Source organism: Lactonifactor longoviformis DSM 17459 (assembly GCF_900129135.1).
GTDB lineage: Bacteria > Bacillota > Clostridia > Lachnospirales > Lachnospiraceae > Lactonifactor > Lactonifactor longoviformis.
Genome location: NZ_FQVI01000010.1, coordinates 21,069 through 34,340 on the forward strand (window position 1 = coordinate 21,069; position 13,272 = coordinate 34,340).

The 13,272-nt window shown below is 47.2% G+C and carries 13 protein-coding genes; 9 read left to right on the plus strand and 4 right to left on the minus strand.

Annotation, left to right across the window (positions count from 1 at the left end; genetic code table 11):
* Positions 1-184 precede the first annotated feature (184 nt).
* The 4 genes from BUA56_RS10810 to BUA56_RS10825 are packed head-to-tail and all read left to right on the plus strand — an operon-like array spanning position 185 to position 3,476.
* Complete coding sequence (locus BUA56_RS10810; RefSeq protein ID WP_072851532.1) at positions 185-739, plus strand: RNA polymerase sigma factor; 555 nt, start codon at positions 185-187, stop codon at positions 737-739.
* Positions 729-1,481 carry a hypothetical protein gene (locus BUA56_RS10815; protein ID WP_072851535.1) on the plus strand — a complete coding sequence of 251 codons (753 nt, stop codon included), beginning with the start codon at positions 729-731 and terminating at the stop codon, positions 1,479-1,481. The genes BUA56_RS10810 and BUA56_RS10815 overlap by 11 nt, the downstream gene beginning before the upstream one ends.
* On the plus strand, positions 1,472-2,371 hold the full coding sequence (locus BUA56_RS10820; protein WP_423241195.1) for an ABC transporter ATP-binding protein: 900 nt from the start codon (positions 1,472-1,474) through the stop codon (positions 2,369-2,371). Before BUA56_RS10815 ends, BUA56_RS10820 begins: the two co-directional genes overlap by 10 nt.
* Positions 2,343-3,476 carry an ABC transporter permease subunit gene (locus BUA56_RS10825; RefSeq protein ID WP_072851540.1) on the plus strand — a complete coding sequence of 378 codons (1,134 nt, stop codon included), beginning with the start codon at positions 2,343-2,345 and terminating at the stop codon, positions 3,474-3,476. Before BUA56_RS10820 ends, BUA56_RS10825 begins: the two co-directional genes overlap by 29 nt.
* On the opposite strand, the gene BUA56_RS10830 is transcribed toward BUA56_RS10825, so the two are convergent.
* The 3 genes from BUA56_RS10830 to BUA56_RS10840 are packed head-to-tail and all read right to left on the minus strand — an operon-like array spanning position 3,469 to position 5,339.
* On the minus strand, positions 3,469-3,723 hold the full coding sequence (locus BUA56_RS10830; RefSeq protein WP_072851543.1) for a TfoX/Sxy family protein: 255 nt from the start codon (positions 3,721-3,723) through the stop codon (positions 3,469-3,471). The genes BUA56_RS10825 and BUA56_RS10830 overlap by 8 nt on opposite strands.
* A 15-nt stretch (positions 3,724-3,738) precedes the next feature.
* On the minus strand, positions 3,739-4,398 hold the full coding sequence (locus BUA56_RS10835) for a DUF2238 domain-containing protein (RefSeq protein ID WP_072851546.1): 660 nt from the start codon (positions 4,396-4,398) through the stop codon (positions 3,739-3,741).
* Positions 4,399-4,412: 14 nt separating this feature from the next.
* A complete protein-coding gene (locus BUA56_RS10840; protein WP_072851550.1) occupies positions 4,413-5,339 on the minus strand; it encodes a LysR substrate-binding domain-containing protein in 927 nt (308 codons plus the stop codon).
* Positions 5,340-5,512: 173 nt separating this feature from the next.
* On the opposite strand from BUA56_RS10840, the gene BUA56_RS10845 reads away from it, so the two are divergent.
* On the plus strand, positions 5,513-7,138 hold the full coding sequence (locus tag BUA56_RS10845) for an FAD-dependent oxidoreductase (RefSeq protein ID WP_072851553.1): 1,626 nt from the start codon (positions 5,513-5,515) through the stop codon (positions 7,136-7,138).
* A gap of 88 nt (positions 7,139-7,226) precedes the next feature.
* Positions 7,227-8,180 (plus strand): 4Fe-4S binding protein, encoded by a 954-nt coding sequence (locus tag BUA56_RS10850; protein ID WP_072851556.1) that lies wholly within the window; start codon positions 7,227-7,229, stop codon positions 8,178-8,180.
* 68 nt (positions 8,181-8,248) lie between these two features.
* Here BUA56_RS10850 and BUA56_RS10855 read toward each other — a convergent pair whose 3' ends face one another.
* Positions 8,249-9,292, minus strand: a complete 1,044-nt coding sequence (locus BUA56_RS10855) for an acyltransferase family protein (RefSeq protein ID WP_072851559.1) — start codon at positions 9,290-9,292, stop codon at positions 8,249-8,251.
* 230 nt (positions 9,293-9,522) lie between these two features.
* Here BUA56_RS10855 and BUA56_RS10860 point away from each other — a divergent pair, with 230 nt between their 5' ends.
* The 3 genes from BUA56_RS10860 to nadA all read left to right on the plus strand — a co-directional run bounded on the left by BUA56_RS10860 (position 9,523) and on the right by nadA (position 13,265).
* Complete coding sequence (locus BUA56_RS10860) at positions 9,523-10,791, plus strand: amidohydrolase family protein (protein ID WP_072851562.1); 1,269 nt, start codon at positions 9,523-9,525, stop codon at positions 10,789-10,791.
* A gap of 185 nt (positions 10,792-10,976) precedes the next feature.
* On the plus strand, positions 10,977-12,317 hold the full coding sequence (locus BUA56_RS10865) for an MATE family efflux transporter (RefSeq protein WP_072851565.1): 1,341 nt from the start codon (positions 10,977-10,979) through the stop codon (positions 12,315-12,317).
* Positions 12,318-12,356: 39 nt separating this feature from the next.
* On the plus strand, positions 12,357-13,265 hold the full coding sequence (nadA, locus tag BUA56_RS10870; RefSeq protein WP_187143913.1) for a quinolinate synthase NadA: 909 nt from the start codon (positions 12,357-12,359) through the stop codon (positions 13,263-13,265).
* Positions 13,266-13,272 lie beyond the last annotated feature (7 nt).

Here is a 13,272-nt window from a genome sequence, read left to right on the forward strand (position 1 = left end):
TGAATGCATCCGTAGTCCCCCTGTAAAAACTCTCAGAGACATGAACTTTCTGGGAGTTTTTTTGCGGATGTATGTAAATTTTATATAGGCAACTATATAATTATGGGCATAGAAGGTGAATTATATAAAACCTTTTTGATATTATGGCAGTTATATAGTTAAAGGGAATAAGGAGGAATGTTTTATGGATGACGGCCAGATGATTGAGCAGATCCGGCAGGGCAGAAAGGAATACCTGAATACCATTGCTGAAAAGTACTACGATGACATATACCGCTTCTGCTGCTATCAGACCGGCAGCCCGGATCAGTCTTATGATCTTGCCCAGGAGACCTTCCTCCGATTCATACGGTATGTGGATCATTACCGCCACAAGAATCTGAAGGGGTATCTTCTTGCCATTGCCATGAATGTATGCCGGGACTATTTTCACTGTGAGAAAAAGAGGAGGACAGTGCCTTGGGATTCGCCTCTGAATCCGGAGGGAGAGTCTGTAGGCGGAGACGCTGCCAGTGAGAAGGTCTTGGAGGCTGAGCGGATAGAGAAGGTGCGGGAGGCGTTGCTTTGCCTGCCTCCTATGCAGCGGGAGGTAATTGTTCTGCACTGCTGCAGCGGGCTTACCTACAGGGAAATCGGAGCGGTCACAGGGGCAGGGATCTCCACCGTAAAATCCCGGATGAAACAGGGAACAGAGAAACTGAAAAGAATGCTGAGAAAGGAGGACTTTTATGGGGAATGACAAAATCAAGCTTCCGGAACTTTCGGTGGATCCCATAAAGAAAAAGGAGTCCCTTTACAAAATACAGGAGGCTGCCGCCCAAAAGAGACTGGTATACTGTCCCTCCTGGCTGGAGATATTGAAAAGCCAGCTGGCCTACATTTCCAGGGGGTATTGGATTGGCCAGGGGGCCTTTGCTGGAGTAGGGATACTCGTATTTCTGCTGTTGGGAAACCTTTCCCGGGAGGATGTCCCCTACCTGTTCTACGCTTCCGTTCTGGCAGCAAGCATCGGAATAGTGACTGTGATGGAACTTGGCAGAAGCCAGTCCTGTCAGATGGGAGAGCTGGAGGAGAGCTGCTATTTTAATCTGGGACAGCTCTGGGGAATTAAAATGGTACTCTCGGGGAGTATAAACGTTGCTATTCTTACAGGGGTGATAGGCGGGCTTTCCAGAAAAACAGATTTTGGAATTTTGGCCCTTTGTCTGTATATTCTTGTTCCCTTTGTGCTTTCCCACGGGTGCTACCTGCTTCTGTTGTTCTGGGGCAGAAACATGGGGAAGAAGTGGCCTCAGATCACGGCTGCAGTCTTTATGGGCCTGGCAGCCATGATACCCGGGGCATTTCCAGGTGTGTACCGGCAAATCTATCTGCCGGTATGGGGGGGAGTGTTCCTGATAGGAGTGGTTCTTCTGGCACTGGAGCTGCATTCTCTGTTTAAGAAACTGTCTGTGGGAGGAGAGAAAATATGCTGGAGTTAAAGTTGGATCGGATCACGAAACAGTATAAGGAGAAAATAGCGGTAGATCACATTAGTGTCTCGTTTGTAAACGGGGTATATGGTCTGCTGGGGGAAAACGGTGCGGGAAAAACCACCCTGCTGCGAATGATATGCAATCTTCTCCCTCCAGGGGAGGGAGAGATTGTCTGCAGCGGGATTCCTATACGGAATATGGGGAGGGAATACAGACGTCTTTTGGGATATCTGCCGCAGGAATTCGGGTATTACCCGGAGTTTACCGCCTGGCGGTATCTGATGTACCTTGCGTCACTGAAAGCTCTGCCCAAGGAGCTGGCCCGGGAGAGGTGCCGGGAACTCTTAAAGCTGGTAGGGCTGGAAGGTGAGGAAAGGCAGAAGATAAAAACCTTTTCCGGGGGAATGGTGAGAAGGCTGGGGATTGCCCAGGCGCTGCTCAACGATCCCGAGATTCTGATCCTGGATGAGCCTACCTCCGGTCTGGATCCCAGAGAGCGCATCCGTTTCCGAAATATTATCAGCTCCCTGGGTAAAAACCGGATTGTAATTCTGTCTACCCACATTGTGGCAGATGTGGCCTATATCGCAGACGAAATTCTCCTTATGAAAAAAGGTAAGATCATAGGGAGCGGCACTCCGGAAGAGCTGGTAAAGAGGATGAATGGCTGTGTATGGGAATGTCTGATACCCGGGGACAAAGTGGGGGATTATACAGAAAAGTATCCGGTAAGTAATCTTAAAAATGTGGATAACCAGGTAAGACTCCGCATGCTTTCGGTGGATAAGCCCTGTGCAAATGCAGTGCCGGCGGAACCGGGCCTGGAAGATGTCTATCTGTATTTTACAGAGGAGGAAAGGGGAGCGTATGAAGATACTGCAGACAGAAATTTATAAGATTTGTACCAGGAAAATATTGTATCTGGGACTCTTTGCAGGGCTTCTGTTTTTGGGGTTTTATTTTTGGACGGGTGTTCTGGGGGGAGAGTATGTATATGAGGACGGCATCTGTTACCGGAGGATGGAGGCCATTGAAAAGAATCTGGAGACAGCCAAAAACTATGAAGGCCCCCTAACCCGCCAAAAGGCTGAGGACATTATTGCTGCGTTTGGGTGGACAGAATACGCAGACAGTCTGCAGACAGATCCGAAGACAGGAGATACCAAAAAGGGATATTACGAGAATGCCTGCAACCGGTTTGTGACAGAGTACCTTTCTACCCGAAGATGGGGAGCAGAATTCCCTGCGCTGGTGAGGGCACAGGATGTTCCGGAAATCAGTGCGCTGATGGATGGGGGATTGGAGTATGCATACGGGGATGTGTGGGGAAGTGACTTTCTGGAAATGCATATGATGGCCAGACTGATTCTGGCTGTGCTGACGGTGATTGCGGCAGCACCCGTATTTTCAGAGGAGTATGCCCTTGGGACGGCAAATGTGCTGATGACAACTGCGTATGGGAGAGGGAAAAATGCTGTCTGTAAGGCGGGGGCGGTGCTGGGACTTACGGGTATTCTTTATCTGGCGGTGTCCGGGGCGCTTTTCGCCGTTTTCGCAGGGGTTTACGGCACAGAGGGATTAAGGGCAAGCGGAGAGCTGGTTTTCCCTGATTTATATTATATGGGAGCCTCCAGGGGAGCGGCGGGGGGACTGCTTTTGAGATACTTTCTGGCAGGGTTTCTGGCCAACATGGGGACCGGAGGGATTACACTTTTTATCTCGTCCCGGTGCCGGCAGACTTTTCAATCCCTCCTGTGGTCCCTGTTCTTTTATGTGCTTCCCCTGATAATGTACAGTATAATATTTACTATGCTGGGTCCCTCCAGAATCGTAATCCTCTTCCGGGGAATCATTGGCTCCCTAACCCTTTTTATGCCCATGGCAGAACTGTCCAGCGCATCAGCTGTGTTCCGGTGGAGTGAATACGGAATTGTGGCTATTGTAACCATATTCTGTGTGGTGAAAGGGTGCAGGCGCTACAGCAGATATCAGATCACTTGAATTGCCGGTAGAATTCTGATAACTCTGCTTTTGTGTCCGGCGGAAGCTGGCTTTTCTTAATCCCCAGGACTGCACCTTCCAGTGCGTAAAGTCTGTGGATACAGGCAGAAGCGTCGATGGCCTTAATCTTCAGCCATGCCTGCCGGCTGCCGGTTTCTCTCAGCTGCTCCGGTGTGGTAATGCCCACTTCTTCCAGCTGTGCCTCGACGGCCGGGCCGATGTTGGGAAGTTTAGATAGTTCACCCATAATAATTCTCCTTTCTTAACGGGCTGTTAAATTTATATCGCAGAAGCTCTGCAGGATCCTTGAGAAGAAATTTTCCCTGCCCTTAGCCAGAAAGCGCCAGAGGCTGAAGGCAACGGCAAGGGAGCCGAGCAGGCAGGCGATGATATCCTGCATGGTATCATTTACCCCGGTGGTAAATACATTCTGGGGGTCATTGTGCAGAATAAAGTTAATAACGTATTCAAAAATTTCCCAGAAGCAGGCTACAGCCAGAGAGAAACAGAGGGAAAAGAGACTGGTGAGGGGGGCATCCTCTCTCTCCAGCTTTTTTCTTGGCTTAAAGATGTAGAAAATACAGCACCCGATAAGAGTAAAAACAATACCCGATAAAAAATGTACAAACTTGTCATAGCCGGGTACCAGGTGGTAGCCGTTTAAAATCATGCCGATGCCAAATGCAAGTGTAGAGAAGGCGTAGATGGCAAAGTGTATAATATAGGCCGGGCGAAGGCGAAATACCTTGTTAAATATAAAAGGTATAAAGGCAAAGGCGCAGAAGGAAAAGGCCAGCATTACGTAATAGGACGTAGAATTTATTATATTATAGATTCCTGTCAGGATACCGGCCAGGATAATGGCGGCACCATAATAGCTGCAGATTTTTTTATAGCGTTCATTTAGATCAATGGTATTCATTTATAACCTCCAATTTATGCAGATGCTGTGAGACGTCCGGCCGGAATGTCGGCCAGGACCTCGTGTTCCCCGTAGCTGGTCACCAGCTCCTGAAGGTGCCGGATGGAAGGGGTCAGGAATTTGTCTTTGTGGTATACAAAGCTGAAAGACCGGTTCCAGTCCTGGCGGGCATTGACAAATATGTATACCTTATTTTCCCGAAGCTCCGACTCCAGCAGACGGGGTGAGATTACGGTAAGACAATTGTTAATTAAAACCGCTTTTCGGATGGAATCCGGAGAGTGCTCCTCAAAGACAGTATGGATCTTTATCTTATGTTTTTCAAGATATTTTTCGAAAAGCTCTCTGGTTCCGCTTCCCGGCTCCCGCATAACGAATTCTTGTCCCTCCAGCTCGTGAATCGACACGGAGGCCCTGCCAGCAAAGGGATGCTCATTGCTGCATGCCAGGACCAGACGGTCTTTGATAAGAGGAACAGACACCAGATCATGGTGCTTTACCTGCCCTTCCACAATGGCTACATCCAGCTCCATATTCAGTAATTTCTGTTCAATGTCCTGCGTATTATCTACACAGGCAAAAATATTTATTTCCGGATGATCTTCCCGAAAGTCTTTTACAAGAGGGGACAGGATACTGCCCCCAACGGTGAGGGTGGCTCCGATCCTGAGTTTTTCTTTCAGATTATTCGGCGCCATATTATCTTCCATCAGGTCAAACTGAGAGACGACTTGTTTGGCATATCCGTAGAGAAGTTTTCCTGCCTCTGTAATATACAGCCGTTTCGACAGCCGCTCAAACAGTAGGGTGGTGTAGTGCTCTTCCAGTTCGCGGATAGCCTGGCTGACAGAGGGCTGGGTGATATAAAGCGCCTCTGCCGCTGCGCTCATCTTTCCTTTTTCTGCCACTTCTATAAATACTTTCAGATGTCTGATTGTCATAAATGGCCTCCTTATCCAATACAATAACATATAGGTAATTCCTATGTTTTATATAGTATTATATTAGTTTACCTATGATAAATCAAGTGTTATCATAGGAATAGATAAAAAAGCCGGAATGCAGACGGCAGAAACACTGGAACTGCAAAATAAAAGAAAAGAGGCGTATTTTTGTGAAAGTATTAATTATTGGCGGGGTAGCAGCCGGTACAAAGGTTGCAGCAAAATTAAAACGATTGGACAGAAGTGCTGAGGTTACGATTTTAACAATGAGCAAAGAGATCTCTTATGCAGGCTGCGGTCTTCCTTATTATGTGGGAAATGTGATCCAGGACAGGGATTTGCTGATTGCGAATACACCGGAGAGCTTTGCAAAACTTACAGGAACAGAGGTCCTGACAGGGATTGAAGTGACTGGCTTAGACAGAGATAAAAAGTGCGTGACTGGGGTAAATGTGGAAACCGGTGAAGTAAAAGTGTATACATATGATAAACTGGTGATTTCTACAGGAGCGTCCCCCGTAAAACCTCCCATCGAGGGGATTGACCTGGAGAATGTATTTTTTATGCGTACGCCGGAGGATGCGGATGCTTTAAAAGCTGCAGTGGACGGTGGAAGCATTAAGCGTGCAGTAGTAGCCGGAGGCGGCTTTATCGGGCTCGAGGTGGCAGAGAATCTGAAGGAAAAAGGGGTAAAGGTGTCTGTCATTGATATGGCGGAGCATATTATGCCGGGATTTGATCCGGAGATTACAGAGTACGTGGAGGACCATCTGGCGGATGAGGGAATCATGGCATTTACCAGTACAAAGCTGGAGGCCATTTTGGGTACAGATAAGGTGGAAAAGGTACAGACCAGCCGCAAGGCCATGAAGGCAGACGCTATTGTTATGTCTCTGGGAATCCGTGCAAACACAGGCTTTCTGGCGGATACAGGAATTGAGATGATGCCAAACCGGACCATTAAGGTGAATGAGTATCTGCAGACGAACGATGAGAATATCTACGCGCTGGGGGACTGTGCCATGGTCTGCAACCGTCTGACAAAGGCAGCTGCCTGGTCTCCTATGGGATCCTCTGCAAATATCGAAGGAAGAATCGCCGCTAAAAATATTGCCGGTGAAAAGGTTGCCTACCCGGGGGTTCTTGGAACTGGAATTGTAAAACTTCCGGGACTGAATGCAGGGCGGACAGGACTTTCCGAGACAGATGCGGCAAAAGCGGGATTCCAACCAGTCAGCGTTATGGCAGTAGTGGATGACAAAGCCCACTATTACCCGGGGGCTTCCAGCTTCATTGTCAAATTAGTGGCAGATGCGAAGTCCAGAAAGTTCTTGGGTATCCAGTGCCTGGGAATCGGCGCCGTGGATAAGATGGTGGATATTGCTGTAATGGCATTAAGTATGAATGCGACAGTAGATGATTTGGAGCATCTTGACTTTGCCTACGCACCGCCGTTTTCCACTGCCATTCATCCCTTTGAACATACCGTAAATGTTCTTCTCAATAAGATGGAAGGTGAATTTGATACCTTTACACCTGTACAGTACAGAGAGGGTGCGGCCGACGGATATCAGGTGATCGATGTTTCCATTCAGCCGTCGCTGGAGAACGCAGTCTATGTAGACCTCTCCAGTGTAAACGGGGAACTTCCTCAGTTTGGAAAAGACGATAAACTGCTTCTGGTCTGCTCTAAAGGAAAGAGAGCATATATGCTTCAGAACCGTCTGAAATACTATGGATATACCAACACCAAGGCACTTGAGGGAGGAACTATTTTTAACGGATCAGATTTTTAAGAGAAATTCTTTTAAAAAGGGTATCTATTTAGAGGTCGCTGTATTAAAATTAATATAGAATAAATGTAAAAATAGGAGGAAATACAGAATGGCAACATTAACAATTAGCCCGGAAGAGGAAAAAAGAGTAAAAGGTCTGGGATTTTTAAGCAACAAAGGCACAGATAACTTTTCAGGCAGAATTATCACAAAAAATGGAAAGATTACAGCAGAGCAGCAGATCTGCCTGGGAGAGGCTGCAAAATTATTTGGGAATGGAAATGTGGTATATACCACTCGGCTGACGGTAGAAATACAGGGGATTCCATTTGATAAGATTGAAGAGTTTCGGGCCTACATTGCAAAAGCCGGACTGGAAACCGGAGGAACCGGGTCCAAAGTACGTCCGGTAGTATCCTGTAAGGGTACTACCTGCCAATACGGGTTAATTGATACATACGCAATTTCAGAAGAGATCCATGAGAAATTCTATAAAGGCTATGAAAAAGTAAAACTTCCGCACAAGTTCAAAATAGCTGTAGGCGGATGCCCCAACAACTGCGTAAAGCCGGATCTGAACGATCTTGGAATTGTGGGACAGCTGATTCCAAACTATGACGAAGATAGCTGCAACGGCTGTAAAAAATGTCCGGTGGAGAAAGTCTGTCCGCCACAGGCAGCCAAGCTTGTTGACGGGGTACTGGAAATCGACAAAGAGAAATGTACAAATTGCGGCCTCTGTGTAGGAAAGTGCAACTTTGATGCCATTGAAGACGGCAAAGTCGGATACAAAATCTACCTGGGGGGGAGATGGGGCAAACGGATCGCTCTGGGACAGCCGCTGTCAAAAGTATTTACCTCCAAAGAAGAGTTAATGGAAATAATAGAAAAAGTAATTCTCCTGTACCGGGAGCAGGGAAAAACAGGGGAACGGTTTGCTTCCACCATTGAAAGACTAGGCTTTGAGAACGTGGAAGAACAACTTATGGGGAATGGACTTATGGAAAGAAAGCAGGAAATCCTGGATGCAAAACTGCATCTGGTGGGAGGAGCAACCTGTTAAAAATCAAAAAAGGGACAGGGCAGTCTTAAAAAGGGACACCCTGAGTCCCAAAAGGGGACGTGTACTTTCTAGAAAGTACACGTCCCCTTTTTGCCCCTTTTGTACTTTTTCCCGGGTCCTCTGGGTCCTTTAGGCAATTCTATCCTTGCCACTTCGTTGGTAAATTCTACAAATGGCTTCCTGGAAAATACCCACACCAGGCAGACACAGAATCCGAACAGAGCCAGAGTTTCCCACCAGGTATAGATATGTTCCAACAGATCGGTGGCCTGCTTAAAGCTGGAGTAGGCCAAACCATGGAACAAATAGATGGACATGGTACGGTTGCCCAGACTGGAACAGAAGATTTTCCTGTCCGGTATCAGGAACATGAGGAGATAGGTCAGGGCAAAGGAGATCCCATAGCAGAGCAGGCGGATGCACATCCCGTCCATATCTGACAATTCCAGATATTCGTAGTTGTATCTTCCGTAGAATATCTTGGGAGAGAGACTTCGGTGTATGGGATCGGCATACAGGAAGACGCCTCCAAGGCACAAAAGCAGACCCGCCAGGACTTTTGTTATGTTATTTCTGTATTTTGTAAGCCACTCTCTGTTAAAATGAATGCCTGCCAGGAAAAAGGGGTAGAATACCACAATCCGGGGTATGGACAGGAAGTTGTCGTCCATGCTGCTGCATCCCATGAGAATGCCTGCCAGGATGGCAAAGGGCATATGGATGGCAGCCGGGATCCTGCGGATATAAGGCGTTAAAAGCCGCCAGACAAACAGTGCCATGAGATACCACAGTGAAAATTTTGGATATAACAGATATAGCTTTGTCTCTTTATGTAGGATTAGAGTATATAACAGGTAATACATGAGTTCATATACCAGGTAGGGAATGATAAGCTTTTGCATCAGTTTTCCCGGAGATGTCTGTTTCTTGGAAAAGTATCCTGATACGAAGATAAATGCCGGCATATGAAAGGATACGATAAACCATTTCAGCTCATATAAAAAGGGGTTGGAATCGTATCCCTCTTCTATAAAGTGTCCCACTACTACAAGAAATATAAGCAGGGCTTTATAGTTGTCTAAGAGAAAATCTCTTGTTTTGGGGGTGTTCATTACTTGCTCCTTGTTATACTTTGATGTTTCTCGCTGCGTTAAAAATAATCTTACTACGGGCTTCCTACTTTTGCAAGCGCAGTTATGTAAAAAAATGGATGGCAGACCTTACAGAAATTTGCGGCAAATAAGTTGCATAATCCCCCGGGATGTGGAAAAATAAGGGTAAACACACAGACAGAGAAGGATCGTAAGCCGGACGATATTCCGGAAAAATGAGGAGGGACAAAATGAAGATACGCTTTTATAATGTAAGAATTCTGACTATGGCTGATGATTTCCGGGTTACCCGCGGAGAAGTTCAGATAAAGGGAAACCGAATTGCTTACGTGGGGGAAGAAAAACATACCCGGGAGGAATGGGACAGGGAGATAGACGGAGACGGAAATCTGATTATGCCCGGCTTTAAAGATGCCCACACCCATTCTGCCATGACGTTTCTGCGTTCCTATGCAGATGACATGCCGCTTCTGGACTGGCTGAATAAGCAGGTATTCCCCAGGGAGGCCAAATTAACACCGGAGGATATCTGCCATTTGTCAAAGCTGGCTATTATGGAATATCTGACCAGCGGAATCACGGCGAATTTTGATATGTATCTGACGCCGGACACCATTGCAGAAGCTTCGGTTACCTGCGGCTTCCGTACGGTCATAACAGGAGGAATGAACGATTTCACCCAGTCTTTGGAGGAGATGGAAGAGTGGTACTGCGAGTATAACCATTATCATCCGCTTATCTCCTTCCAGCTGGGATTTCATGCAGAATATACCACATCAGAAAAGCTTTTGGCTGGTCTGGCCGAACTTGCCCATAAATATAAGGCGCCTGTATATACCCATAATTCCGAAAGCCTGACGGAGGTACAGCAGTGTCTTGACAGAAATCATATGACGCCCACCCAATACCTGGACAGCCTGGGGCTCTTTGACTATGGCGGAGGGGGATACCATTGCGTTCATATGACAGAAGAAGATTTAAGGATATTCAAAAAGCGGGGATTGTATGCCATAACCAATCCGGGCTCCAACGTAAAACTGGCCAGCGGAATTCCTCCGGTAAAGAAAATGCTGGATATGGGGATTCCCATGGCCATAGGAACAGATGGCCCGGCCAGCAACAACTGCCTGGATATGTTCCGGGAGATGTTTCTCACCACAGGTCTGGCAAAGATTCGGGAGAGGGATGCGTCAGTGGTGGATGCCAACCAGGTATTGTATATGGCTACCGTTGGGGGTGCAAGAGCCATGGGGCTTCTGGAGTGTGACACTCTGGAGGAAGGGAAGCTGGCAGATTTGATCCTTGTGGATCTTCACCAGCCCAATATGCAGCCTCTCAACTGTATCACCAAGAATCTGGTATACAGCGGAAGCAAACAGAATATTAAGCTGACTATGGTAAACGGACGAATTTTATATGAGGACGGATGTTTTACTATCGGTACAGAGGCGGAAGAAGTTTATAAAAAAGCAAATGAAATTGTTGCAAGAATACAGTAAATTTGCTATAATACATTCCTGAGATTAAATGAAAAGATTATGCTGCCCGTATCTATCGCCGGATAGATGCAGGTATAGGAGCATCAGGCACGGATTCCAGCAGGCCAGAGGGAATCCGGGACTGATGCTTTTTCTGTTCGTGGGGCGGCAGTATATAATTCGGAAGTAGAAAAGGAGAAAGAACGATGAAGCAAAAAGCAGAATTGGGACCGGGAGCCTTTTGGAAATACGTGTCCTTTAATATTTTAAGCATGATAGGTCTGTCATGCTTTGTCTTTGTGGATACTCTTTGCATCGCAAACGGAGTGGGAAGCGACGGCCTGGCAGCCCTTAACCTTGTAATACCTGTGTATTCACTGGTAAACGGTGTGGGTCTGATGCTGGGGATGGGAGGCGCCACCTTGTATTCTATGGAGCAGGGGATGGGGCAGGGACAAAAAGCCGACATTGCTTTTACCAGAGCCTGCAGGACGGCGCTTATCCTGGGGGTTCTTTTTACGGTATCTGGTGTAGCCTTCACGAGGCCGCTGGGGGAACTTTTGGGGGCAAAAGGGAAGGTTATGGAATGTCTGATCCCTTATATGAGGACGCTTCTGGCTTTCTCTGTCCCCTTCCTGTTTAACAATGTTCTGGTTTGTTTTGTGAGAAATGACAGGAATCCCAGGCTGGCCATGGCTGCCATGCTGACAGGCAGTTTCAGCAATATACTATTGGATACACTTTTTATCTTTGGGTTTGGATGGGGGATGTTCGGCGCTGCGTTTGCAACAGGGCTGGCTCCTCTGTTCAGCATGCTGGTGGCATCTGCCCATATCTGGAAGGGAAAGAACCAATTCCGCCCGGTGAAGTGCCGGTTCCAGGGAAAAGCGCTGGTGAAGCTGATGTCCCTGGGAGGCGCCTCCTTTGTCACAGAGATTTCCTCCGGGATTGTAATCCTTCTGTTTAATTATGTGATTCTGAATCTGACAGGAAGTGTAGGGGTTGCCGCCTATGGGGTGATAGCGAATCTGGCAATTATAGTAATGTCTATCTTTAATGGAATTGCCCAGGGGATTCAGCCTTTGGTCAGCCGCGGCTACGGGAGCGGGGATAGCAAAGCAGTATTTTCCTACGTTAAGCGTGCACTGATTCTGGCAGGAATTCTGGGCGTTCTCTGCTGTCTGCCGGGGATCCTTTTCACCCATGAGCTGATAGGCATTTTTAATGGGGGAGGGGATATAGCTTTTGAAGAGATTGCGGCGAAAGGAATGCCGGTTTATTTTACCGCCTTTCTGACCATGGGTCTTAATATTGTGGCCGCAGCAGTTCTGGCTTCCATTGATCGGGCGAGGGACTCGCTCTTCATTGCTCTGCTGCGGGGAATTGTGCTCAACGCAGTACTTGTATTTCTTCTGCCGGGCTTTTGGGGGATGCGGGGGATCTGGCTGGTAGTGCCTATTGCAGAGAGCGTGACTGTTTTACTGAGTTTTTATTACATTTTTAAATATTGGAAATACAGCTGTCTTGTCAGCTGTAAAAACATGTGATATACTAACGCCAATATGATAATTTATGGGAGGATAAGTATGAATGAGAAGATGGCCGCTGTTGAGCGGCTGAAAAAAGAGAAAGATGCTGTTATATTGGCGCACTATTACGTGAGAGACGAGGTACAGGAGATCGCTGACTATATTGGAGACTCCTACTATCTAAGTGAGATTGCAACGAAAGTAAAGGAAAAAACAATCGTACTGTGCGGCGTATCCTTTATGGGGGAGAGCGCAAAGATCCTGAATCCTGATAAGGTTGTACTGCTTCCGGATGCCCATGCGGACTGTCCCATGGCTCATATGGCGGCAGTAGAAAAAATCGGGGAAATGCGTGAGAAATACGGGGATCTGGCGGTGGTATGCTACGTGAATTCCACAGCGGAACTGAAAACGCACGCAGACGTCTGTGTGACGTCTTCCAATGCCCTTAAAATCGTAAGAGCCCTGCCAAATAAAAATATCTATTTTATTCCCGATGAGAATCTGGGCCGGTATATTGCAGGTCAGCTGCCGGAAAAAAACTTTATATTTAACGACGGCTATTGCCATGTACATACCGCCATCCGGAGAGAAGACCTGGAAAAGATTAAGGAGTCAAGGCCTAAGGCAGAGATCCTGGTGCATCCGGAGTGCAGGGAAGAGATCACAGAACTGGCAGATTATGTGGGAAGCACTTCAGGGATCATACAGTACGCCACTGAGAGTGATGCAAAGGAATTTATCATAGGGACAGAAATGGGCGTGATGTATGAGCTTCAGAAACGGAATCCGGACAAGAGATTCTACGCTGCCGGCAACACGCAGATATGTCCGAATATGAAGAAGATAACACTTGAAAAGATTATCGGAGCACTGGAAAGCGGACAGCCCCGGATAGAACTTGAGGAGGAATTTGGGAGGAAAGCACACGCGCCATTGATCCGTATGCTGGAACTGGCCAAATAGTTAGGAG

Excerpts from the sequence above, each read along its gene's own strand:
- BUA56_RS10810 (WP_072851532.1), top strand. The coding sequence starts at position 185 with ATGGATGACGGCCAGATGATTGAGCAGATCCGGCAGGGCAGAAAGGAA.
- BUA56_RS10815 (WP_072851535.1), top strand. The coding sequence starts at position 729 with ATGGGGAATGACAAAATCAAGCTTCCGGAACTTTCGGTGGATCCCATA.
- BUA56_RS10825 (WP_072851540.1), top strand. The coding sequence starts at position 2,343 with ATGAAGATACTGCAGACAGAAATTTATAAGATTTGTACCAGGAAAATA.
- BUA56_RS10830 (WP_072851543.1), bottom strand. The coding sequence starts at position 3,723 with ATGGGTGAACTATCTAAACTTCCCAACATCGGCCCGGCCGTCGAGGCA.
- BUA56_RS10835 (WP_072851546.1), bottom strand. The coding sequence starts at position 4,398 with ATGAATACCATTGATCTAAATGAACGCTATAAAAAAATCTGCAGCTAT.
- BUA56_RS10840 (WP_072851550.1), bottom strand. The coding sequence starts at position 5,339 with ATGACAATCAGACATCTGAAAGTATTTATAGAAGTGGCAGAAAAAGGA.
- BUA56_RS10850 (WP_072851556.1), top strand. The coding sequence starts at position 7,227 with ATGGCAACATTAACAATTAGCCCGGAAGAGGAAAAAAGAGTAAAAGGT.
- BUA56_RS10855 (WP_072851559.1), bottom strand. The coding sequence starts at position 9,292 with ATGAACACCCCCAAAACAAGAGATTTTCTCTTAGACAACTATAAAGCC.
- BUA56_RS10860 (WP_072851562.1), top strand. The coding sequence starts at position 9,523 with ATGAAGATACGCTTTTATAATGTAAGAATTCTGACTATGGCTGATGAT.
- BUA56_RS10865 (WP_072851565.1), top strand. The coding sequence starts at position 10,977 with ATGAAGCAAAAAGCAGAATTGGGACCGGGAGCCTTTTGGAAATACGTG.
- nadA (WP_187143913.1), top strand. The coding sequence starts at position 12,357 with ATGAATGAGAAGATGGCCGCTGTTGAGCGGCTGAAAAAAGAGAAAGAT.